Genomic DNA, 25532 nt, shown 5'->3' with positions numbered 1-25532 from the left:
ATTTTGGGATCGGTGGCAATTTCAGAGGAGGAAGCTGTCTTAAAGCGAGGACGCATTGTAAGTGCCATGACATTTCTAAATCATTGTTTTTACAGAGTGCTGAAATAGTTTTCTAACTGCTGAGCTAGCGTTTTGACGTGAGGATTGTGCATGAGGGTGTAGTGGTCACCAGGTGTATCATGAACAGTGACGCCTTCTGTTATTAATGCTCCCCAACCCCGAGTCGGGTCTGAACTAGCCGTTTGAGTTGAGGCGTCTCCAAAAAATAGGGCCGCTTTTCCTGAATACGGTTGGGGGCTATAACTCGCTGCTGCCAAGAAGTTCTGTTTGAACACCTCAAACAGGCGCTGCATCTGAGGAAAATCAATATTGCTGGGGATAATACCCAGACTTTGGGCCTGCTCAAACCCTTGCAACCATTGCTGCTCAGTCTGGAGCGAAATGTCTTCCAATTCAGGAGGTAGGGCTTGATTAGACAGACCTGCTAGGTCCTGCACCATGACTTTCAGTAGCAGTTCAGTATCTGCCGAAGATGGGAGTCTTTCGGGCGAGGGTGGTAGACAATCGATCAGCGCTAAGAGGGCAACCGGCTGCCCTGACGCTTGTAATTGTCGGGCCATCTCGAAAGCAACAATGCCACCCAATGACCAGCCGCCCAAATAGTACGGACCTTCGGGTTGCACCGATCGCAGTTTATCCAAGTAGTACGTGGCCATTGATGGTAAATCGTCTAGAGACGACGGTTGTTCTTCTGTTAGACCCGGCGATTGAAAAACATAAAATGGCTGATCTGGCGATAAGTGCGTGGCTAAATCGGCATAGCAGATGCTGTTACCGCCCACAGGATGAATACAAAAGAAGGGCGATCGCGCTCCTTGACGTTGAATAGGCACGAGTACTGAATCTGCCAGTTTCGCCGTCATGAGATCTTGACCCGATTGCTGAGTCAAATCCGCGAGTCGAGCGATCGTAGGATTCTGCAGTAAACCGGTTAACGGCAAGTTTTTATGAAACCGCTGCTGAATCTGAGCTAAAAGGCTAAGTGCCAGCAAGGAATGACCGCCCAGGTCAAAGAAGCTATCGTGAATGCCGACTCGTTCCACCCCTAAAAGCTGCTGCCAAATTTCTGCCAAGGCTTTATGAGTGGGCGTTTGAGGAGCTACATAAGGGGTCAATAAGGTAGGTCTATCGTGAGTGGTCGCAACCTCTGTTGATGACGACGGTGATGACGACGATACGGGAAGGTCAAGGGATTTCAGTTGAATCCATTGACTCACGCGAGTTAGCAAATCTCCGGTTGAGATAACGACCCGAGGCTCTAAAGTACGGGTCAGGAGCCGCTGGAGCGCCTGTATCCCTTCATCAGGAGACAGAGGCAGATTAGCTAGGGTTGAGTTGCTGTCGGCAGGACGACTATCTCCGCGCCAAGCCTCAAGATTTAAGCTAAGCCAGGGCAGCGAAGAGCACGACTCAGCTTCATAAACAAAGGCATCCATAAAGGCATTTGCCGCTGCATAAGCAGTAAAGCCAATTCCTCCTAAAATGGGGGATAAGGACGATAGCAACCAGCAGAAATCTGGTTGGTAAGGCTGAATGCTTTGTGCTAGTACTCTCAGTCCAGTGACCTTGGGAGCAAACTGCCGATTACATTCGTCAGGAGTCAGCTGAGAGATGGGCTTGAATGCATCGCGCTCAGTAATGCCAGCTGCGTGAATTACGCCGTGGAGTTCTCCGTAACGGGCGTCGATTTGCGTTACTAATGCTGTCATTTCGGCCATGTCAGCTACATTGACTTGAGCAGTCCAAACCTCTCCTCCCTGGGCTTCCACGGCTTGCAAAGACTGAATCTTCTGACTGATGGAATCATCTTTAGGGTGAGTATCGAGCCAGTGTGACCACTCAGCCTTGGCCGGAAACATCGATCTCCCCGTGAGAATCAGCCGGGGACGCGCCATCTGCGCTAACCCTTGGGCGATCGCCAACCCCACATTGCCTAATCCACCTGTAATCAAATAGACGCCGTTTTCGCGTAGGCGTGGCGGTTGGACGGAGTCTGCGGCGGGCAAAGAAACGGGTTCAAAGGTTTGTATCCAGCGACGGTTACTCCGATAAGCCACCACTGGATCAAGATGGGGACTTCTCAGCTCGGCAATCAGCTGATCGATCCTGGAACGCGATCGCGGATCAGCTAAATTTATAGAATCTCTATCCACATCAATACTACGGCAGCGAATATGGGGATATTCCTGTGGAATCACTTTGAGCGGGCCGACCATCAGGGCGTTATCTGCGCAGACAGTTTCTTCGCCCGTCACGGACTGCAATTGGTTCGAAATGATGGTCAGTTGCAGCGTCTCCGTAGTGGCGCATTTCTCTAACGCTTGTGCCAGCCACAGCACACTATAAAATCCTCGCTGTTGTGGATCTGGGGTTTGAGAACTGGGGTCAGTCGCATCCGTCAGACTCCAGCAGTGCACGATGGATTGGGGAAACGTATCCGTGGCCTGTAGTGCAGCAAGAAGCTGATAGTACTGATCTGGACATTGAATATCCAGACCGTAAGTCTGATTATCCAATTGAGCAAAAGCGTCTGCTGGTTGAGCCGTAATGACGGTCGTTCCCAACCTCTGAAGCTGACGAGCAATGTGCGCCCCCATTCCCTGTGAATCTAATAACACAAGATAAGAGCGGGACTCCGTTGCCGCAGGAATCCTCGTCAGGGGAACAGAAGTCCACGACGGAACGTAAAACCAGTCGCGAATGGCTGGCTTTTTCTGAACTTTTTGCAAAAGCCCTGAGGGAGAAGGGGTCGCTTCGGCGGTAGTCGCTGGAATTGCTTGACGAGGCTCAATCCAGTATCGCTGGCGCTCAAAAGGATAGGTGGGCAAGGGAATACGCTGGCGGCATTCCTGACGGTAGAACCCTGACCAGTCAACAGCCGCTCCCAATAACCAGAGCTGTCCTAACGTTTGCAAGATCATCTGCTGATCGGATTGAGTCTCATAGCTATCTCGCAGCGAGGCCAGCACTTGCATTGGCTGCTCAACATCTGTCAAACTGCCCATCGCCAAGCTGCCCAATGTTTGGCCTGGTCCCACCTCTAATAAAATGGGGCGATCGCGCTGCCAAAGGGCCTGAACGCCTGCCGCAAACTGAACGGGTTCACACAGGTGACGCGCCCAATAACTAGGATCCGTTGCTTGCTCAGCGGTGATCCAGGTGCCCGTAACGTTAGACAGATAGGGTATTTTCGGAGGGTGAAGCGGAAGGGTCTTAACGACTTCCGTGAGCGCCGCTTGCAGTGGCTGCATCATGTGGGAATGAAACGCATGCGATGTTTGCAGCCGCCGACAGGCTAGCCCCGCGTCGATCAAACGATTTTCTAAGGTTGCGATAGCTTCTAAAGAACCCGCGACTACGCCAAGGTTAGGTCCATTGATTGCAGATATAGAAAGAGACTCATCCAGGTAAGCCGCTATTTTGTCCGCCGAAACGGGCACTGCCAACATGGCGCCAGAGGGTAGCGATTGAATTAGCATTGCCCGCTTAGCTACCAAGAACAAAGCGTCTTCTAAGGAAAGAACTCCGGCCAGGGTCGCTGCGACGTATTCTCCCAGGCTGTAGCCCAGCAGAGCCGTGGGTTCAATGCCCCAAGACCGCCAAAGCTGAGCCAGCGCATATTCGACCACGAACATCGCGGGTTGTGTTAACTGGGTTTGGTTCAGCGCTTCAGTCGCCGCATCTGGAACTGTCGCATCTCGTCCCAGCAGCTTACGCAAATCAATCCCTGTATTGTTCGCTACTGTATCGCTAGGGTCATCCGTATCGCTAGGGTCATCCGTTTTGGGATATAGAATCGTTCTTAGATCTTGATTGAGCAGCGGTTGCAATTGTTTACAGCAGTCATCCACATGGTGTCGAAACACGGCCTCTTGCTGATACAGTTCTTGCCCCATGCCGACGTAGTGACTCCCCAATCCCGTAAAGAGAAAGGCAACGGGACGGCGTTCAGCCGTTTGATGAGCCTGCAAGCAGCGCTGAGGCGTTTGCAGGGAGGCGATCGCCTCAGCCCGGTCTTGACAGACAACAGCGAGTCGATGAGGGAATGCCTGACGACCCACCTGCAACGTATAGGCAACATCCGCTAACAAAACGTGGGGCTGCTCCTCCAGGTAGGTGGCTAAATTATCAGCCATTTGAGTCAGGGCAGATGGGGTTTTAGCCGACAATAAAAGCGTTTGCCAAGGTCGAGATGGTGAGGACTCAATAGGGGGAGGAGCCTCTTCCAGCACGAGATGAGCATTGGTGCCGCCAATGCCAAAGGAACTGACACCCGCCCGCCGAGGCGTTCCATTGGCGGGCCAAGGCGATAGGGTTGCGTTGACATAGAAAGGACTATTGGCTAGGTCAAGCTGGGGATTGGGCTGCTCATAATGCAGGCTGGAAGGCAGTTGCCGGTGCTTGAGCGCCAGAACAGTTTTAATTAAGCCTGCTATTCCCGCAGCGGCATCTAGATGTCCTAAGTTAGTTTTAACTGAGCCGATACCGCACGAGGCACGTTTCTGACCCGCCGACTGAAAGACTTGAGTCAGCGCTGCGAGTTCGACCGGATCGCCTAAAGGCGTCGCCGTGCCATGGGCTTCTATGTAAGTTATTGTTTCTGGCTCTACTCCAGCAATAGCTTGGGCTTCAGCGATAACGGCAGCTTGTCCCTCTACGCTGGGGGCCGTAAAGCCAACTTTCAGCGACCCATCGTTATTGATCGCCGTGCCGCGAATAACCGCATGAATCGTGTCGCGATCGGCGATCGCGTCCGTCAGGCGTTTCAACACCACAACTCCAACACCGCTGCCGCTTACTGTGCCTTGACCTTTCGCATCAAAAGCTCGGCAGTGGCCATCCGGGGATGTAATGCCATCCGGTTGATAAGCATATCCGCTGACCTGAGGAATGCCGAGAGAGGCTCCCCCGGCCATCGCCATATCGCATTCTCCATTGAGTAAACTTTGACACGCTAGGTGAGTCGCAACGAGAGAAGTCGAGCAAGCCGTTTGTACATTGACACTAGGCCCCCTGAGATTGAGCTTGTAAGACACTCGGGTCGGCAGAAAATCCTTATTGTTCCCCAGGATGATCGACAAACTCCCCATTGAATTCAGCAACTCTGAATGAGGCGCGAGGTGCTTGAGAAAGTAATCATTGCTAGTTGCTCCGCCGAATACGCCAATCAATCCTCCGAAGGTATGAGGACTGTAGCCCGCAGACTCTAGGGCTTCCCAGGCACATTCTAAAAACAGTCGATGTTGGGGATCGATAATTTCCGCCTCACGAGGACTGTAGCCAAAAAAGGAGGCGTCAAAGTAGTCGATATTATCCACGATCGCCCGCGCCTTGACATAGTTAGGCTGGTTTAACCAAGCGCTAGGAACTCCCGCCGCCTGAAGCTCTTCATCCGAAAAGAAAGAGATCGCTTCGAGGCCATCTCGTAAATTCTGCCAAAAAGACTCGACGGAAGCTGCTTGAGGAAATCGGCAAGCCATGCCGACAATCGCAATGGAAAGATTGGAATCAGCGCTGTTTAAATCAGTCATCTTATGAAGTCCCTAAACTGAGGGGGCCAATACCCTAAATTTTTATCGCGAGCAACCGACCAAAACGGATTTATGAGAAAAGGCTTTTGATCATTTAGGCATTAATAGAATGTAGTTCTACTGGATAGTTGCTGGAGGCGAAAAAGCTTTTTTGACAATGTTCTTTGGGAAAACTTATTCAAAATCCAAATGGAATCGCGTGGAATCGCGATGTCACTGATCCAATCTCCAGCTAATAGCCTAATGCAGCATGTCATGATATTCACCGAATAATTTTTCAAAGAAGTAACAGAGTCGAAAGCTTGTGACGATGAGAACAAATAACCTCAACCGGCCTTAAGGATTCAATTGGGGCAATGTAGTGCTAACTGTCATGTAGTTCGGGTAGGGTTGAGGTTGCATCGTTTCATTCAATAGAAGAGTCAAACCATCTTGTTTTTTAACTTCCCTAAAGCCGGCAAATTTATAGGTGATATACATCATCCGATTGCGATCATTCGCGGCAAATTCAGCATATAGCTTTACCTGATTGGCAACGGCTTGGGCAATAATGTGGTTAAGCACAATGCTTCCCACACCTCGCGACATCACCCGGCAAGACATTAGCAAGAGCTTAATAATCCAGGCATTTTCCTGACATTCCAAAAGCGCCAAACCAATTTTCCCGTAGCTGCCAAATCGATCTTCTAAAGTTGCCATGAGCAATTGATGACGATTAGATTGCCGAAAATACTCCAATTCTTCGTAGGAATAGGAATAGCCCGTGGTGTTGAGTTGGTGAGTACGGACGGTCAACTCCTCTGCCCGTCGTAGGTCAACCGATTGAGCTGGTGCAATCGTGAGATGCATGTTTAAGGTTGCCAAAAACGCTGCCTCAGGGCCAATGAATGTTTCTTCAGCCTGCTGACGTGCCCTATTGCTGAGATACATCTGCCGTCTAGATTGGGCATCTGGAGTGACAAACGGCGGATTGAAATCAGGTTTATCGACGAGTTTCTCCATATCTTCGGCATGAAAACACCGCACTTCAGTCAGCGAAAAATTTACCTCTTCGAGTTCGAAGGGTTGATCATCGATAAAGGCGATCGCGTCGGTTCCAATATTCAAATGGACAGCAATTTCCTGGATGCTGTGAACTTTAGAATTCCAGCTAATTTGGGGATATAAAAAATAATCTTGAAGACCTAGTCTTCGCAGTTGTTGCAGGGCGACCTCAGGATCATTTTTACTGGCCACTGACTGGAGAATCCCCCGGCTATCCAGGGTTTGAATCACCTGAAGTGCGCCATCTCGCAAGATGATTTCATCATTTTCTAATAGCACCCCTTGCCAGAGCGTATTGTCCAAATCCCAAACTAGACACTTAACGATATTGGTAGCTGTATTCGTACTTTGAAGGGGGGGCATTTGCATGAGGATCTCCTTTGCGCGGAAGTCAAAAGTCGGAAATCAGAACCCGGACAGATAAGCCTTTCAAGCTTCTTGAATAGTTGCGTTGCTGGTGCCCTCTAGCACTAGTCATGACACGCTGCGTCTCTTGAACTTATGATGGCGATCGCAATGTTGCCGTTGATAGAACAGGATCTGCGGGCTTGCCATGTGATTTTGATGAGGTATCCTGCTGCGCAACAGAGTCTTGATAGCCGTAGGCCGCCAGCGTCATTTGCTGAATTTGGGTACTGCCTTCGATAATTTCCATAATTTTGGCGTCCCTAAAATAGCGTTCCACGGGATAGTCACCACTACAGCCATTTCCTCCATGAATTTGGACGGCATCGTTCGCGATTTGACTGGCCGCAGTAGAGGCGAAATACTTCGCTATTGAGGTTTCCATAATTGATCGGGAATCCCCTGCAACCCTCAGTTTTGCAGCTTGATAGCACAGCGCGCGCGCCGCTCTAACATTCACCAGCATGTTGGTAATCATTTGCTGAATCAGCTGATGCTCCTTGAGATAGTGGCCAAACTGTTGTCGTTGGCTGGTATAGAGCAAGCAGGCATCGAGGCAGGCCTGGGCAATACCGACACACCCCCAAGCAACGCTGTAGCGTCCCCAGTCCAATGCTGTAGAGGCCACGTGAGACAAGCCCAACCCCTGCCGACAGACCAAATTTGCTTGAGGAATGACACAATCCTCAAAGCGCAGTTCAGCCAGCATCGAGGCTCTAACCCCTAGCAAACCGGACATCGGTTGGATCGAGAGATTGGGGCAGGAACGCTCCACCAAGAATGCCGACATCTGGCCTTGCCATTGGGCAAAAACAAGCAATAAGTCTGCAACCTGACCATAGGTAATCCATCGTTTATGACCATTCAAAACAATGCGATCGCCCACCGCAACCGCCGTTGTTTCTACCGCTTGGGCATCACTTCCCACATTCGGTTCGCTGAGACCAAAGGCGGCGATGGTGTCCCCCGTCGCCAATCGCGGTAGCCAATACTCTTTCTGGTCGCGACTCCCCCATCTCAGGAGTGCTTGGGACACCATGCAGTGGACGGTCAGCAGACTGCGCAACGACGAGCAGACCCGTCCGATTTCCTCATTCAAGAGGCCGAAGGTGAGTGCATCCATTGCCTGTCCGCCGTAGAGGGTAGGCAGCGTCGCCCCCAAATATCCCTGCTGAGCCAAGGCGGCGATCGCGTTGGGAGACGTGGACTCTTCGCGATCCCATTGAGATGCATAAGGGGAAACAGTTTCTGCCACAAAAGTTCGAAACTTTGCCTGAGCGGATTGTTGCTGATCGGTGAGATCTATCGTCATAACGCCACCTGTCAGATGAGGAAGGACTATTAAGCAGATTTACGAGCAAGAAAATCTGACATTGCTTGAATACTTCGAAAATTGTCAAGATCAAGATCCTCATTTTCAATAGTGATTAGAAACTCCTTTTCCAGAAACATGACAAGCTGCATGGCGAACATAGAGTTTACAAACCCTAGGGCAAAAATATCGTCAGTATCTTGCCATTCTTGATGAGTAATAAATTTAGATAAAAAGTTCCTTATTTTATCTTTGGTTTCAATTGCCGTCAGCATTTCTCCAACCCTCCTGAATGATAAGTATAAAAACCCTGGCCGCTTTTACGACCTAACAAGCCCGCATCAACCATCTTTTGTAATAAGGGACAAGGTCGATATTTGCTATCTCTAAAACTCTCATATAGAACTTCGATCGAGAGTAAAATGGTGTCCAGTCCAATAAGATCAGCCGTCTCAAGCGGCCCCATTTTATGGCCAAAACATGCTTTAAATATCTGATCAATATCCGCCGCTGCCGCCACATCATCTTGTAGACAGAATATGGCTTCATTAACAGTCAGCATCAGAATTCGATTAGAAACAAAGCCTGGCGAATCATTGACCAAAATCCACTGTTTTCCCATCTTTGTGAGCAAACTTTGAGCGATCGCTAGGGTTTGCTCTGAGGTGTGGTAGCCCCGAATCATTTCAACCGTTTTTTTCATCGGTACCGGATTCATGAAATGGATGCCCAGTACCTGAGAAGGACGTTGCGTTGCAGCTGCGATCCGAGTAATTGGAATGGCAGAGGTATTCGCTGCAAAAACAGTTTTCGGCGGACAGATGGCATCAATTTTTTGATAAATATTCTGTTTAAGGGACCATTTCTCAGGCACATTTTCAATGACAAAGTCTGTATTTTCCAACATCGTATAGTCGGTAGAAAAGGTAATCCTGTCTAATAGATCAGGTAGATCAGGCGACTTCTGATCAGCTCCGTTTTTTTGAAATAGCGTCTGAAAACGTATGCTGTTTTGAATCTGCTCTTTTGCCTTTTCGAGAATGGCGTCAGTGACATCAAGTAACAGCACCTGATGCCCAGTTTGGGCTAGTGCATGGGCGACACCAACCCCCATCACTCCGGCTCCGATAACGCTGATTTGTGAGGTATTTTGCATAGTTGTTGTCTTCTCCAAAGGAGCAATCTTCTTCCTGTGGCAATTTTTAGTCGCTAGCCGCACGATGGTGCCGCCGCTGCTGTCGCTGTTGCTGTACGGCTAATTGACGACGGCTGCGTAAGGTTTCCTTTTCTCGATTGGGCGGTAAAGCGGAATGACTCGTTTGGCCACTTAAGTATTGAGCCAGGGTATGCACCGTTGGATAGGTAAACAGATCGACGATGGAGACTGCCGCCCCAAACTGTTCTTGCAGACGACCGTGCAGTTGGATAGCTAGCAGCGAATGGCCCCCCAGGTCAAAAAAGTTGTTATGGATCCCGACTCTTTCGATCCCGAGCACCGTGCTCCAAAGCGTGCAGAGGGTTTGCTCTATGTTCGTTGAAGGGGCAACAAAGGCCGTCTCATCCGAGCATGACATCGGTTCAAGTCTTGGTAGCTGACGCCGATCAACCTTGCCATTCGGAGTTAAGGGTAATTGCTCCAAGAAAATGACGACAGTCGGAATCATGTAGTCTGGCAGCGTTGCCTTAAGAAATGTCTGCACGTCTGCGATCGCGGGTGCCGTGTCCACAGCGACGCCATAGGCTGCAAGGGCCTGATGGCCAGGAGAAGCTTCGAAGGGTTGCACAAAGGCATTTTGAATTTGAGGGTGCCGGATCAGCGCCGCCTTAATCTCACTGGGTTCGATGCGGAATCCACGAATTTTGACCTGCTGGTCAATACGTCCCAGAAACTCCAGACACCCATCGGAGCGATACCGGACGAGATCTCCTGTTCGATAAAGACGCGCTCCGGGGCATGGACTAAAAGGATGGGGAACGAAGGCCGTGGCCGTCAGTGCTGGCTGGCGATGATATCCCCGCGCTAACCCGTGGCCGCCGACATAGAGTTCTCCGGGTACGCCAATGGGAACAGGTTGAAGCTGAGCGTTGAGGACGTAGGCTTGCGTTTGATTGATAGGAGTGCCAATGGGGACTGGAGCAGACGGGTTGATCGGGTCCGTCAGCTCATAGCAACAGCTAAACGTGGTGTTTTCGGTGGGACCATATCCATTGATAATTTTGGTCCCAGAGAGCTGCTGCTGGGCCTGTTGTAGATGCGTTGTTGAGAGTACATCGCCCCCCGCGAGCAAGTATCGTAATGGCGATAAGGCCGTCAACTGCTGCTCTACCATGAGGTGAAACAGCCCCGCAGTCAGCCACAGGATCGTGATTTGTTGAGTCTGTAAGATCGATGCCAGCGTGGTCAGGGCTGGTAGACCGGGCGGCATCATCACTAACCTGGCCCCGTTCAAGAGGGATCCCCAGATCTCAAAGGTGGAGGCATCAAACGCCAAGGGAGCGGCCTGCAGAACGATATCTCTAGCGTTGAGTTCTACATAGTTGGGAGTTGTAACCAGCCGGACGATAGCCCTATGGGCAACACTCACCCCCTTGGGACGCCCTGTCGAACCCGACGTGTACATCAAATAGGCTAAGTGTTCGGGCATTAGTGCGTTAGTCGGTTCTGTTTTGGGCGCACAGGCGATCGCGGCAGCCTCTGCCTCTAGGCAAACGAAGGAAAAGCTCTCCAGCAGCTGCGACTTGACAGACGAGTGGGTTAGCACCAGAGCAACGTCGGCATCCTCAACTAAGACCCGCAGGCGCTCAGTTGGATAATTGGGATCGAGAGGGACATAGGCTCCTCCCGCTTTGAGAATCGCCAGAACCGCGATAACCATCTCCGGTGAGCGTTCAAGACACAGCCCAACGCGGACTTCGCAACCGACTGAATGGGTTTGCTGGAGCCAGTGAGCCAGTTGATTGCTGCGGCGATTGAGTTCTCGATAGGTCAACTGCTGTGAGGCAAACTCAAGGGCGATCGCGTCTGGGGTCTGAGCGACCTGAGCGACAAAGTGTTCAGGGAGTGTGCGATCGCTCAATTGAGGCGATGCCGCTCTGCTCCACTGCATCAGCTGGTCATACTCAGGGGGTGTCAGCAGCGAGATATCCGCCAGAGAACGATAGGGGTCGTCAGCAATTCCCTCTAATAACGTTTGAAGCTGCCCCAGTAAACGGGCGATCTCATCCGTTTCAAATCGCTCAGTGTCATATTGCAGTCGGATAGACAGCGACTCGCCAGGCGCGACCACTAAGGAGAGCGGCAAATTGTCCCGCTCCAAACAACGAACATCACCAATCTCCAATGCCTCCGGCTGCGGGCTATTCTCTTCTGCTAAAGCTGACGCGAGTGGATAGTTCTCAAACACCAGAATGCTTTCAAATAGGGGGAGCGTGCCTGGGACATCGCTCCATCGATGAATGTCAACTAAGGGGCTGTAAGCATACTGTTCGCGCTCAATTTGATTGGCGTGCAGTTGCTGTAGCCAGGGAATTAAGGCATCTTGTTCATCCACCCGCACTCGTACAGGTAATGTGTTGATAAACAGCCCTATCATGGATTCCACCCCTATTAATGCATGAGGACGTCCATTGACTGTCACCCCAAAAAGAACGTCTTTTTCACCGCTGTAAGTGCTCAAAAGCCAAGCCCACACCCCTTGGAGCAAAGTGCTTAAGGTCAAATGCTGTTGCTGAACTAGGCTTGTGAGCGCTTGAGTAATTTCGGCAGATAAGACAACCTGGGCTTCAGCAAATGTGGGCGTTCCTCCTTGCCGATGTCGAGACTTTGCTCCCATTGGGGTCGGTGCCACAAAATCAGCGAGTGCCTGTTTCCAAAAGGCTTCTGCCTGAGAGTGATCCTGCTGCTGCAACCAAGCAATGTAGTCTCGATAAGGTCGAGGATGCGGTAAAGCAAGGGTTTGCTGTTGCTGATGCGCCAGGTAGATCACCGTCACGTCGTTGAGCAATCTTGCTAAGCACCAGCCGTCAAACAAGAGATGATGAAAACTCCAAACAAACTGAAATAGCTGATCGTGCAGCTGAATGAGGAAAAACCGCATGAGGGGGGCCTGCTGCAGGACAAAGCCCTGACTGCGATCGCTCTGCAACAAGGCTTCTAACTGCAAAGCTTGCTCAGATGCTGAGTGCGATCGCCAGTCCAAGACTTGCCAGGGTAGAGAAATCTCCTGCCGCACGATCTGCAACGGCTCGTCCAATCCTTGCCAAAGAAAATGGGTGCGTAGTACCGAATGACGCACCGCTAGCTGCTGCCAAGCCCGTTGAAAATTCTCAACATCAAGACTGCCCCGTAGCGTACAGGTGAATTGCTCAAAATATATCCCAGCCTTAGGGGCGTACAGGGTATGAAAGAGCATGCCCTGCTGCATTGGCGATAGCGGATAGATGTCTTCGACGTTTTTCATGGGGGTGTTATTTACTCGGCATCGTTACTGAGGGAAACAGGCCATTCCGAAAAAGAGCTAGTCGCTGTGGGGTCGGGTGTGGGAGCGGGCGAGTCAGCTTCCGCCATCAGACTAGATAGCTGCTGCAAGGATTGTTCGTTGAGACCGGCTAGCGGAAAGTCAGAAGGCGTGTATCCTCCAGCTTCAGCAGACAAACAGTGGTGAATTAAATTTTCTAGCGCGTGTAGATAGCGATCGGCTAACTGTTGAATCGTCGTTTGTTCGTGAATCGCTCGACTGTAGTTCCAGTTCAACTGCAACTGATGGGCCACAATGTAGCCGCTTACTGACAGCAGATAAGGACGTTGACCTAAAGGACTCTGACTAGGTCCACTCGATTCTGTGGCTAAGCCCCAATCGTCGGGGGCCGACACTTGCTCTAGCTGTCCTAGATAGTTAAAGTTAATTTGAGGAGAAATGGAGGGCAATCGGTCAGGATGATGCTGTCTTAAAAGCCCATAACCCATTCCTCGGTGCGGAATCTGCCTCAACTGCTCTTTGATGGACCGCAGGGCCGCACCCAGGTCATCCGTGTCTTCCAGGCTCAAGCAAATCGGAAACAGACTGGTAAACCAGCCGACAGTGCGAGACAAATCGATTCCGTCAGTTAAGTCTTCGCGGCCATGACTTTCCAGCGCAATCAGTGCAGAACGGGTCTGAGTCCATGCCGCTAAACTTTGCGTCAAAGCCGTTAGCAACACGTCGTTGATTTGAGTGTGGTAAGCGGCAGGAACGTGCTGAAGCAACGCCTGAGTCAGGGGTTCGCTGAGTTGTACTGACACCTGAGCGGAAAATTGTTCCGTATTGATGTCTGGCGTTTCCGGCAGGTCAACCGGCAGTGCTTTAGACGGATGCTGCTGTTGCCAATAGGGTATTTCCTGAAGCACCGCTTCGGAATGGGCATAGGTTTGCAAATAGGTTGCCCATTGCTGTAACGAGGTTGTCTTGGGAGGTAGGTGAAGCGGTTGCGCTTGTTCGAGTTGCGTATAGGCAAAGGCTAAATCTTCTATCAAAATGCGCCAGGAAACCCCATCGATAACCAAGTGATGGCTTACGGCCAGCAATCGTGCGGGTTGTCCAGCCCTAAGGCGGATCAGCGCTAGCCGAATCAACGGCCCTTGCCCAATGTCGAGGCTTTTCTGAAAGCGATGAGCCGCCGCAGTAATTGCGCCTGACTGCTGGGACGGGGGCAGATGCCCTAAATCTAAAACCGTCAGTACCGTCTCATTTTCAGGGGGGGCAATGGCGGCTTGCCAGCCCTCAGCAGCCTGCGTAAAGCGTAGCCGCAGCGCATCGTGATGTTTCAGCAGCCGTAGCAAGGCTTCCTCTAGCCAATGGGGCTGAATATCAGGCGGGAGTTGCAGCAGCAACGCCTGATTGAAGTATTGAGGTTCAGGCAGATCTAGCTTGAAAAACCAATCTTGAATTGGAGTCAGGGGCAGCGGTCCAGTCACTGGCCCTTGTTCAGCGATGGAGGCTGAGACGATGCCCACGACTGTGGATAGCTCAGCGATCGTTTGGTACTGAAAGACGTGTTTGGGGGTCACGCTCAACCCCATTTGCCGGGCCCGGGCTACCATTTGCAAGGTCAGGATTGAATCTCCGCCAAGTTCAAAGAAATTGTCGTAAACGCTGATGCGCTCTCGCCCCAACACCTGCTGCCAAATCTCCTGAAGACTGCGCTCAATGGGAGAGGTGGGTGCGACGAAAGCGGCGGTGGATGCCTCAGGATAGTCCGGTCGGGGGAGTTGCTGCCGGTCAACTTTGCCATTGGCGGTCAGGGGAAAGGTCTCTAAAAGCGCGATCGCAGCAGGCACCATGTGCTCTGGCAATTTCGTTTTGAGAAAAGTGCGTAGCTCAGCGACGGTCGGCGGGTGTTCTAGATCCACCACGCCATAGGCCACTAAGGCTGGTGCCCCTGAGGCAGATTCAATAGGCATCACCAAGGCATTCTGCACCTGGGGATGCTGACTAAGCGCAGCCTCAATTTCCCCCAACTCGATACGGAAGCCGTTCAGTTTCACCTGTCGGTCTAGCCGTCCCAAAAACTCTAGACAGCCATCCGAGCGATAGCGGGCGACATCTCCCGTCCGATACAAACGGGCACCTGGGCGTGAGGTGAACGGGTGAGGGACAAAAGCGGCTGCGGTTAGTGCCGGTTGCTGATGATATCCCCTGGCTAAGCCCTGCCCGCCGACATAGAGTTCGCCAGGCACGCCAATGGGGACCGGCTGAAGAGAAGTATCCAACACATAGACTTGGGTTTGGCGAATGGGGGTGCCAATGGGAACCGAGGACTGTAAGGTCTGTGCGTCTGTGATGTCATAGCAGCAGGTGAAGGTGGTGTTTTCAGTCGGACCATAGCCGTTGATGAGGTGACCCGAGAGGTGTGGCTGCGATCGCTGTAAATGACGCACAGAGAGAACATCGCCACCCGCAATCAGATAGCGCAGCGACTGTAGGCTTTCTAACTGCTGGTCTACCATCAAGTGAAACAGTCCTGCCGTGAGCCAGAGGAGAGTAATCTGTTGACGCTGCAAGACCTCAGCCAGAGCTGCCAGGGAGGGCAATCCAGGCGGCATGATGACTAAGCGAGAGCCGTTGAGCAGCGCCCCCCAGATTTCAAATGTGGAGGCATCAAAAGCGATCGGGGCAAACTGTAGGACGATATCGCGAGCATTGAGGTCAACATAGTTGGGGTCAACCGCCAGCCGGACAACGCCTCGATGGGGAACACAGACCCCCTTGGGCTGTCCAGTTGAGCCTGAGGTGTACATCAAGTAGGCCAGATGCTCTGAGGTGAGGGTGCAGGGGGGAGATGTCTCAGGGGCTTGCGAAATTGCAGTCTCGACCTCTAAGCACAAGTGAACCGTATCTTTAGGTAGTTTCTCCCTAAACGCAGTGTGGGTCATCACCAAAGAGACGTTGGCATCTTGGATTAAGTACCGGAGCCGTTCAGGGGGATAGTCAGGATCAAGTGGAACGTAGACTCCGCCAGCTTTGAGAATTGCCAGCATCGCGATGATGACTTCTGGAGAGCGCTCTAGATATAGCCCGACCCTGACCTCAGATTTCACTCGATGGTGTTGCTGGAGCCAGTGAGCCAACTGATTTGACCGTCGGTTGAGTTCTTGATAGCTCAGCTGCTGGGCCTCGAACTCAAGGGCGATCGCATCCGGTGTTCGATCAGCCTGGGCAGCAAACAGTGACGTTAAGGTCTCTAGGTCCTCATGCGCTGCAAGACCAGACCACTCTTCTAAAAGCTGATGTTGCTCCTCAGCACCCAACAGTGGCAACTCGTTAACCGGTTGCTCAGGAAAAGCCACCCCATTTTGCAGCAGAGTGGCAAACTGACGAGCCATGCGATCAATAGTGTCGCCCGTGAATAAATCGCAGTTGTATTCCCAACTCGTCACTAGACCCACGTCGCTACGGTAGCAAGTCAGCGTGATGTCAAACTTGGTCGTGTTGGAAGGAGCGGCTAAATAGTTGAGCTGCAAGCCCGGTAGCTCAAGGGCCGCAGGAGGCGTGTTTTGCAACACCAGCATGACTTGAAACAGTGGACTATGACTTAAGGAACGCTCGGGCTGCAAAGCATCCACCAGTTTTTCGAAGGGTAAGTCTTGATGGGCATACGCCTCCAGGGCAACGGTTTGAACGCGCTGCAGCAATGTGGTGAAACTAGGATTACCGCTGGTGTCCACACGTAGAGCCAGGGTATTCACAAAGAAGCCAATGAGTGATTCGAGATCCTTGCGATTGCGATTGGCAATGGGGGTGCCGATGACGAGATCAGACTGCCGACTATAGCGCGACAGCAGCACAGCGTAGGCTGCTAGCAGAGCCATAAATAGGGTCGTGCCGGTTTGTTGTGCGATCGCCTCAATGGCCTCCGTCAGATCAAGCGGGAGACACATTTGATGAGTGCGGCCACTGAAGGTTTGACTGACGGGTCGGGGGGAATCCGTAGGCAACTCCAGCAAAGGAGGGGCCGCCGCCAGCTGTTGACGCCAATAGGCAAGCTGTTGCTCTAGCCGTTCACCGCTGAGCCACTTTCGTTGCCAGTGGGCAAAATCGGCGTACTGGAACGGCAGCGGGGGGAGCATCGGCGACTCGCCCTGACAACACTGATGGAACAGGGTCGAGACCTCATGCATCAAGATCCCCATTGACCATGCATCGGCAATAATGTGATGCAACGTCATCAGCAAGACGTGCTCCGTATGGGTGAGCCGCAGCAACGTGAGGCGAAACAGAGGGCCTTGGCTGAGAGCGAAGGGACGCTGGGCGTCTTCAGCTAAGAGTTTTTCGACTGCGCTCGATTGCGCTGCTGGCGGCAGAAGCTGCAAGTCCACCTGAGACAGCACTTTGGGTAGGTTCGGAACAATCACCTGAACGGGCACACCCTCTACCACCTGAAAGTGAGTCCGTAGAACCTCATGACGTTGAACTAGGGCAGTCACCGCCTGCTCAAGCGCTACTACAGACAGCGTTCCGGCCAATCGGATGCCAGTAGAAATGTTATAGGCTGGACTGGCACCTTCTAGCTGATCGATGAGCCAGAGCCGCTCTTGAGCGAAGGACAAACCCAACCTCTGCTCTCTAGAAATGGGTAAAATCGGTGCTACCTGCGCGATCGCCTGCGGCTGTAGAGTTGCCATCAGATCACTTAATTCGGCGATCGTAGGCGACTCAAACAGGTGTCGTAGGGGAACGTCTACGGCGAGCGTGGACAGTATCTGGGAAATGACCTGAGTCGCGAGGAGCGAATGGCCTCCCAGTTCAAAGAAATTGTCGTGAATACTAATCTCTGCAATGCCTAATACCTGGCTCCAGATGTTCGCCAAAGTCTGCTCGACATCACTGCGGGGAGCCTCATACTTGGCGCTACGCATTAGGGTTTCGGTCTCAGGAACCGGCAGCGCAGCGCGATCGACCTTACCGTTAGGCATTTTGGGCAGTGCCGCTAAGGTCACAAACGCTGAAGGCACCATATAGTCGGGCAAGTGCTGTTTGAGAAAACGGCGTAGAGTCGCAGGCGTTGGCGGTGGGGAAGATGCGCTGGCGACATACGCCACTAATCGCTGATGACCTGCCAGATCTTTGGAACAGACCACTACGCTCTCCTGGACTTGAGGATCGCGATGCAGCCAAGCCTCAATTTCCCCAGGTTCAATGCGGAATCCGCGAATCTTAGCTTGGTCATCCACGCGCCCGAGAAACTTGATGTTGCCTTCAGGCTGATAGCAAGCAAGATCGCCTGTTCTGTAAAGTCGATGACCTAGCTCCACACTGAAGGGGTTGGGAATGAACCTGTCGGCGGTCAGCGCTGGACGGTTGAGATACCCCCGGGCAAGCCCCTCTCCGCCAATGTAGAGTTCACCGGGAACTCCTACAGGCACGGGATTTAGATAGCTATCAAGGATGTAAATTTGAGTATTGGCGATCGCTTGCCCAATGGTTAAAGGCCGTTCGCCATCGATCACCTCCGCTACGGTGGCGCAGACGGTTGATTCAGTTGGGCCATAGGCATTAAAAAAGTGTCTATTTGAGGACCATTGGGTGGCCAGTTTAGAGGAACAGGCTTCACCGGCCACGATGAGGGTTTTTAGCGTGGGCAGGGGCTCTGTCGGCATCACCGCCAAAGCTGACGGAGGCAAGGTGACGTGGGTAATGGAGTGTTGCTGGAGTTGCCGCCGCAGTGTCGCTCCCGGCAGTAGGCTATCAGCAGTCCCGATACAGAGTTTTGCCCCCGAGCACAGGGCCATGGCAATTTCCCAAATTGATGCGTCAAAGTTCAGAGAAGCGAACTGTAGGATGCAACTTTGGGGGGTGAGGTCAAACGAGTGCTGTTGAGCGATCGCTAGATTGGACAATCCTTGATGGGTCAGTAGAACCCCCTTGGGTGTGCCAGTAGACCCCGATGTATAGATCACATAGGCGAGGTGACTGGCCCTAATTGGGAGGTTCGGATTACTGCGGCGATAACGGCTGATGGTGGCCCAATCGTCGTCAAGGCAAACGAACTGAGCTGCACTGGGGGGCAGTTTTGGGGCGGTGGATTGGTGAGTCACCACAATAGACAGTTGCGTATCCGCCAGAATAAAGGCCAGGCGATCGCTGGGATAATCGGGATCGAGCGGAACATACGCTCCACCGGCTTTTAAGATCCCCAGCAGGCCTACGACCATGGCGAGCGATCGCTCTACACAAAGACCCACCAGCACCTCTGGCCCAACGCCCCGCCTTTGCAGGCAATGGGCGAGTTGATTCGCCGCTTCGTTCAGGGCTTGATACGTCAATTGCTGGTTTTCAAACACGAGAGCGACAGCATCGGGAGTACGCTCAGCCTGCGCTTCCAATCGCTGGTGGAGGTATTGCGGTGAGGGAGTTTTCACCGTCGTATCGTTCCACGCCACCAACAGCTGCTGGCGTTCAGAGGTGCTCAAGAACGGCAGGTCTGAAATCAATTGGGTAGGCTGAGCGACGATCGCCTCTAGCAGCGATTGGAAATGATCTGCCATTCGTTGAATCGTGCTGGCTTCGAACAGATCTCGGTCGTATTCCCATACCCCGCTCAGGGCCGTCTCGGTTTCGTGCATCAAGAGCACTAGGTCAAACCGAGTATGGATGTTAGGCGTTTCTAGCGGTGCGAAGGATAGCCCTGGTGACTCTAGCTGACCCATAGGCGTATTTTGCAATGTCAGCGCCACTTGGAAGAGCGGTGCGTGATCTAGAGAGCGCTCAGGTCGCAAGGCTTCTACCACTTGCTCAAAGGGAACATCCTGATGCGCATAGGCTGCTAACGCGACCTCTCGAACACGACTTAAGAGAGTTTGAAATTCGGGATTCCCTTGTAAATCAATCCGGAGGGCCAGGGTGTTAACGAATACGCCGATCAGTGACTCAAGCTCAGGACGATTGCGATTCGCGATCGGAGCCCCAATCACCAAGTCGGTTTGCCTGCTGTAGCGAGAAAGGAGGACCGCAAATGCGGCCAACAGCGTCATAAATAGCGTGGCTTCTGAACGCTGCCCCAGCACTTTTAACCTATCTGTCAATTCTTTAGGCAGCGCAAAAGCGTGCCAGGCACCGCGCAACTTTTGTACAGCAGGTCGGGGATGATCCGTGGGCAGGGTCAATAGAGGGGGAGCACCCGCAAGTTGCTGCTGCCAGTAGTGCAGATGGGATTTAAGACGTTCCTCCTGCAGCCACTGTTGTTGCCAGTAGGCAAAATCGGCATATTGAATCTTTAATTCGGGCAATGGCGACGATCGCCCACTCAACAGGGCTCCATAGAAGTACTTCACTTCTCGCACCAGTATCCCCGTTGACCACCCATCAGAAACGATATGGTGCGTTGCTAAAACCAACACGTGCAGCTCTGCCTCTAGCTTGATGAGCAGGACTCGCAGCAGCGGATCGCACGAAAGGTCAAAGGGGCGATCAACCTCCGCAGCGACTAATCGCTGCATTTGGCTAGACTTCACAGGGTCGGCCAATCCCTGCAAATCAATCACGGATAGAGGAACGATCGCATGGGGAGCGATCACCTGCATGGGTGAACCCTTGACCGACTTGAAATTAGTTCGCAGGATTTCGTGCCGCTGTGCCACCGCCATCAAGCTCCGATGGAGCAGGGAGATTTGCAGATCGCCACCAATCGTCAGGGCAAGCGATTCGTTATAGGTTGTTCCTGTCGATAGCTGATCTAAAAACCACAGACGCTGCTGAGAGAAAGACAGCGGCAGCGCAGTCTTCTGTCGATCAACCGGCAGAATCGGTAGCGTAGCGAGGTCTATGCCTGCCTGCTGTAGCCGCTTGAGGAAGACACTCCGCTTTTGAACCGGCAGGTCGGCCAGTTTTTGAGCGATCGCTTGCTGTTTAAGATGAGCGCTATCTACCATCACTCCGGTCTCCGCATCTGATAACCCATTTCCACTCGATTCGCCGATATCACCCTTCACTGAGGGCACTGACCTCCTCTTCAGAGAGCGCTTCCACCTGCTCCAAAATGTCGCTGATCGCGTCAAGCTCAGAGAGCGTTGATTCCGATTGAGGCTGCTGCTTTTGCTGAATAATGGCCGCCAGGTGCGCAATGGTGGGGGAATCAAAAATCGCGACAATTGGCAGGTCAACGGCAAATGTCTGTCTGAGGTTGGTCACCAGTCGCATGCCAACGAGAGAATCTCCCCCCAGATCGAAAAAGCTATCGTTGATGCCTATCTGGTCAATCCCCAGCAGAGATTGGAAAATGGCGGCGATGTTGGCTTCTATTTGGTTACGAGGCGCCTGGTAATTGGGTAACCCTTCTCGGCTGGCTGCTGCCGTTGACACTGAGCGCTGGGTAGCCCGCTGACTCATTTTTATCCATTTATCGATACGGGATTTCAATGGCGTGGCCGAGATCAATACCTGGGGGGTAATCTGACTCGCCAACACGGCGTCAAAGGCTTGAATTCCTTCTTGGGGGGCGATCGCCAGTGCCGCTAGCTCATCTCCCGCACCGGACTGGGAGGGTTCGCCCCCCTGACGCTGCTGCCAGCCGTCCCAGTTGAGGCTGAGCCAATTGCTGCCGCAAAGCTGGTTATGCCGTCGCACAAACGTATCCAAAAAGCTATTGGCCGCCGTGTAGGAGACATAGCCCAATCCACCCAAAACGGACGCCAGAGAGGATGTCAAAACGCAGAAGTCTAGGGCGTAATTTTTAAGTAGATTACTCAAAACGAGAGTCCCTTGAACTTTGGGCTGAAACTGCTTTTGGCACTGCTCAGGGGTGATGTGGTTGATGGCATTGAACGTTTCACCCCAGGTCAAGACAGCAGCGGCATGGATGACCCCGTTGAGGGGACCAAAATGGGTATGAGTTTTTTCCAGCACCGCTGCCATCTGGATAGCATCAGAAACATCCGCTTGTAGACTCAGGACCTCAGCACCTAACGCCTCTAATCGCTGGACTTTCTCAATTTTCTGCCGAATGGAAGCCTGAGCTGAATCTGGTTCTGACTCTGACGAGGAGAGGTATTGAGGCCAGTCTTGCCGTGAGGGGAGCGCCTGACGACTCACTAAAACGAGCCGTGCTTGCACCTGCTGGGCCAAATGCTCCGCGAGTAAATAGCCCACATTGCCCAGTCCACCTGTGATTAGATAGACCCCTTGATGTCGTAGTCCCAGTGGAACGGGATGCTTAGGAGGGTGTTCTTGAAGCGGTAAGGGAAAGGGTTCGAAGCCCTGAACCCAACGCTGATTACCTCGATAGGCAATGGCCCGATCTGGAACGCTAGCCTGCACCTCCTTAATCAGGGTTTCCATTAAGGACGATGGGCTTGACTCAATCGCCGAGGGCAAAATATCGACACAGCGACAGGTCAGGCTGAGGTTTTCTTGAGGAATGGTCAAAACTGGCCCTAATAACAGCGCTTGGAAGGGATCTAAAGCCTCTTCGCCGGTGACGCTTTGTAGATTTTGCGCGATCGTGATGATGTCGCAGGTTTGCGTAAACACCTGCTGTCCCCAAGCTTGCGCAAAAAAGAGGAGGCTGTAAAAGCCAAGCAGTTGAGATGACTCAAAGCAAGACAGACTCAGACTGTCTGCGGACGGGGCATCTGCGGCAAGTGGCCATAGATGCAGCACTTTGTCCGGCAGCTGCTCCTGGGATTGCAAGGTTTGTATTAGGTGGTCGTAGTCCTCTCGCTGCTGGGGATTGAGCTGGTAGCAATGGTCATCAACGATGCTGAAGGCATCATCAACCCGAACCTGAATCACGGTGAAATCTAGCCGTGTGAACCGGTCAATTAGGGCATTGGCCCAGTCAGAGCCATCGGAGAAGATCAAGATAGTTTGAGCGCGATCGCGCTCCGTTGGGAGCGGCAGCGGCAACTGTCTCCAAGACGGGAGATAAAACCACTCGGATACCGGCGTCTTTTGATCAACACGTTTTGGATCAGCATATGCCGTCAGGGAAGAATCGACCCAATATCGCTGACGCTCAAAGGGATAGGTGGGTAACGGTAGCCGATGGCGGCGTTCATGGGCATAGACGGCTGACCAGTCGATGGCGACGCCATTCAGCCAAAGCTGCCCTAGAGCTGTCAGCAACGTCGCAACGTCGGATTTAGTTTCCTGCGGATGCCGTAAGCAGGTAATGGCTACACCCTCTTGACTTGCAGGATTGCGCCGTACCAAGGTACTGAGGGTCCGCCCTGGCCCAACTTCCAACCAAATGGGCGGACGATCAACCTCTCGACACAGTTGGTCAAGGCCCGCCGCAAACTGTACAGGACGGCGTAGGTGTTGCACCCAATAGTCCGGATCGGTCGGCTGCTCGGTCGTGACCCAGGTGCCCGTGAGATTGGAAATATAGGGCAGTGTCGGTGGATGCAGGCTAATCTGCTGACAGCGCTGCCGAAACGGGTCCAAAATGGGTTCCATCATCGGCGAATGAAAGGCATGGGAGGTATGCAGACGACGAAACTCGATGGCTTGGTCGGTCAACGTTTGCGCAAAGGCCGCGATCGCCTCGGGAGTTCCCGAAACCACACATCGATGAGGTTCATTGAGGGCTGCGATCGCCAATGGGTCTGTCCCATTGGCGTCTTGATGTAGGAGTGGCTCGATCTCAGCGGCTGACAGAGGAACAGCGAGCATGGCCCCTGCTGGCAACGACTGCATCATCTGGCCCCGCGTCGCGACTAGACCCAAACCGTCTTCTAGGCTGAACACCCCAGCTAGACAGGCTGCCACATATTCCCCAATGCTGTGTCCTATCATGGCCGTGGGCGTGATGCCCCAAGATAACCAAAGCTGGGCTAAGGCATACTCCACGACAAATAGAGTCGGCTGAGCGATCGCGGTTTCTTGCAAGCGTGCTTCTGCAGCAGATCGGTCAACAGATTTTGGATAGAGAAGCTGACGCAAATCCAGTTGAAGTTGAGGCCGAAGCCACTCAGCGCAGTAATCAATCTGTTCTCGAAATAGAGGCTCGTCTTCATAAAGCTGCCGCCCCATATTGACATACTGAGATCCTTGCCCCGGAAACAAAAAGACGACCGGACTGACTTCACGACTGATGGATCGGGGGTTCACCCCGGTGGTCTCAAAGGCCGTTAACGTCTGAACAGCCTGAGCAGTATCCTGACAAACCAGCATCCGCCGATAGTCAAACGCTTGACGCCCACAACTCAGCGTATAAGAGACATCAGCTAAATTCGCTGCTGGCTGTTGCTGTAGATGTCGAGCCAGATTGGCCGTTGCTGTTTCCAGAGCGGAGGCCGTTTTGGCCGATAACAGCAATAGCTGATGAGGGCGCGAGGGACCAGAAGGTTCTCTTGGTGGAGCTTCTTCTACAATGATGTGAGCGTTCGTGCCGCCAATGCCGAAGGAACTCACGCCAGCTCGTCGGGGAACAGTGCTACTCGGCCAATCGGTCAATTGATGGTTGACATAGAAAGGACTATTGGCGAAGTCGATTCTAGGATTAGGCGCTTCGAAGTTGAGGCTGGGAGGAAGTTTCTGATGCTTGAGCGAGAGTGCCGTTTTGATGAGGCCAGCCGCTCCCGCCGCCGTATCCATATGGCCTAGATTGGTTTTGAGCGAACCGATCGCGCAGAAATGTCGTTGATCCGTCCGCCGCCGAAAGACCTGATTCAGCGCCGCCACCTCGATTGGATCCCCCAGTTCTGTTCCCGTGCCGTGGGCCTCAATGTAGCTAATGCTGTCGGCCTCTACCTCAGCGACGGTCAGCGCCTCTGCAATCACGGCTGCCTGACCTTCGACCCCAGGAGCGGTGTAGCTCATTTTGAAGGAACCATCATTGTTGATGGCAGATCCTTTGATGACGGCATAGCACTCATCTCCATCGGCGATCGCATCCTGTAGCCGCTTGAGCAATACGATCGCGGTGCCGCTGCCGCCGACGGTGCCCTGCGCTTTGGCATCAAAGGCACGGCAATGACCATCGGGAGACATGATCATCCCCTCTTGATAAAAATAGCCGCCCATATGGGGAATACGAATTGTCGCTCCCCCAGCCAGAACCATATCGGTTTCTCCGTTCAGAAGACTCTGACAGGCAAGATGAATCGCGACTAAAGAGCTGGAACAGGCCGTTTGAACACCCACTGCCGCACCGGTGAGATTGAGCTTGTAGGCAACTCGACTGGGCAAAAAGTCCTTATCGCTATTCAGCAATAGTTGATAGAACCCGATCGCCTCCATCAGCTCTGGGTGCTGACTCAAGTTGTAGAGCAAGTACCGATTGATCCCGACGCCCGCATACACTCCAATGACGCCTGGATAGCGCTGTGGATCATACCCAGCCAGCTCAAGCGCTTCCCACGAACACTCCAAAAACAGTCGCTGCTGTGGATCTAAGACCTCTGCCTCACGCGGAGAGATGTCGAAAAAATTCGCATCAAACTGCTCAATGTTTTCTAAGACCGTATTGGCCTTGACGTAATTCGGATTTTGCAGAACAGCAGCATCGATGCCAGCTTCTAGCAGCTCCTCATCTGAGAAGAAGGTCACCGACTCTATCCCAGCAGCTAAGTTTTGCCAAAACTGATCAATGGTTTCGGCTCCTGGAAACCGACCCGACATTGCCACAATCGCAATATCGGCACTGATATCTTGGGTTGTCTCCTCAACGTTGCTCTGATCGTGTGTGTGCATGAGTGTTTGCGG

The 25532-nt window shown here is 52.6% G+C and carries 8 protein-coding genes; all 8 read right to left on the bottom strand.

Translation table 11 applies throughout. From position 1 onward, the window contains the following. Positions 1-89 precede the first annotated feature (89 nt). Positions 90-5591: a type I polyketide synthase gene (locus tag PN498_RS15615; protein ID WP_272063774.1), complete on the bottom strand. Its 5502-nt coding sequence runs from the start codon at positions 5589-5591 to the stop codon at positions 90-92. Between the two features lie 336 nt (positions 5592-5927). Then, entirely contained in the window at positions 5928-7004 is a 1077-nt protein-coding gene (locus tag PN498_RS15610; protein WP_272063772.1) for an HAD-IIIC family phosphatase, read from the bottom strand. Positions 7005-7134: 130 nt separating this feature from the next. Continuing rightward, on the bottom strand, positions 7135-8352 hold the full coding sequence (locus PN498_RS15605; RefSeq protein ID WP_272063770.1) for an acyl-CoA dehydrogenase family protein: 1218 nt from the start codon (positions 8350-8352) through the stop codon (positions 7135-7137). Between the two features lie 29 nt (positions 8353-8381). After that, positions 8382-8627 (bottom strand): acyl carrier protein, encoded by a 246-nt coding sequence (locus PN498_RS15600; protein WP_272063768.1) that lies wholly within the window; start codon positions 8625-8627, stop codon positions 8382-8384. Continuing rightward, a complete protein-coding gene (locus tag PN498_RS15595) occupies positions 8621-9508 on the bottom strand; it encodes a 3-hydroxyacyl-CoA dehydrogenase family protein (RefSeq protein WP_272063766.1) in 888 nt (295 codons plus the stop codon). Before PN498_RS15595 ends, PN498_RS15600 begins: the two co-directional genes overlap by 7 nt. Positions 9509-9554: 46 nt before the next feature. Then, positions 9555-12812 (bottom strand): amino acid adenylation domain-containing protein, encoded by a 3258-nt coding sequence (locus tag PN498_RS15590; protein ID WP_272063764.1) that lies wholly within the window; start codon positions 12810-12812, stop codon positions 9555-9557. 11 nt (positions 12813-12823) lie between these two features. Continuing rightward, positions 12824-20827, bottom strand: a complete 8004-nt coding sequence (locus PN498_RS15585; RefSeq protein WP_272063763.1) for a non-ribosomal peptide synthetase — start codon at positions 20825-20827, stop codon at positions 12824-12826. Continuing rightward, positions 20808-25520, bottom strand: a complete 4713-nt coding sequence (locus PN498_RS15580) for a type I polyketide synthase (RefSeq protein ID WP_272063762.1) — start codon at positions 25518-25520, stop codon at positions 20808-20810. The genes PN498_RS15585 and PN498_RS15580 overlap by 20 nt, the downstream gene beginning before the upstream one ends. Positions 25521-25532: the final 12 nt, after the last annotated feature.

This window comes from Oscillatoria sp. CS-180 (genome assembly GCF_028330965.1).
In the GTDB taxonomy this organism is placed as follows: Bacteria; Cyanobacteriota; Cyanobacteriia; order Phormidesmidales; family Phormidesmidaceae; genus Halomicronema.
This window is presented reverse-complemented; position numbering and strand designations above follow the sequence as displayed.

Coding starts and splice junctions, on each gene's coding strand:
- PN498_RS15615 (WP_272063774.1), bottom strand. CDS start 5,591: ATGACTGATTTAAACAGCGCTGATTCCAATCTTTCCATTGCGATTGTC.
- PN498_RS15610 (WP_272063772.1), bottom strand. CDS start 7,004: ATGCAAATGCCCCCCCTTCAAAGTACGAATACAGCTACCAATATCGTT.
- PN498_RS15605 (WP_272063770.1), bottom strand. CDS start 8,352: ATGACGATAGATCTCACCGATCAGCAACAATCCGCTCAGGCAAAGTTT.
- PN498_RS15600 (WP_272063768.1), bottom strand. CDS start 8,627: ATGCTGACGGCAATTGAAACCAAAGATAAAATAAGGAACTTTTTATCT.
- PN498_RS15595 (WP_272063766.1), bottom strand. CDS start 9,508: ATGCAAAATACCTCACAAATCAGCGTTATCGGAGCCGGAGTGATGGGG.
- PN498_RS15590 (WP_272063764.1), bottom strand. CDS start 12,812: ATGAAAAACGTCGAAGACATCTATCCGCTATCGCCAATGCAGCAGGGC.
- PN498_RS15580 (WP_272063762.1), bottom strand. CDS start 25,520: ATGCACACACACGATCAGAGCAACGTTGAGGAGACAACCCAAGATATC.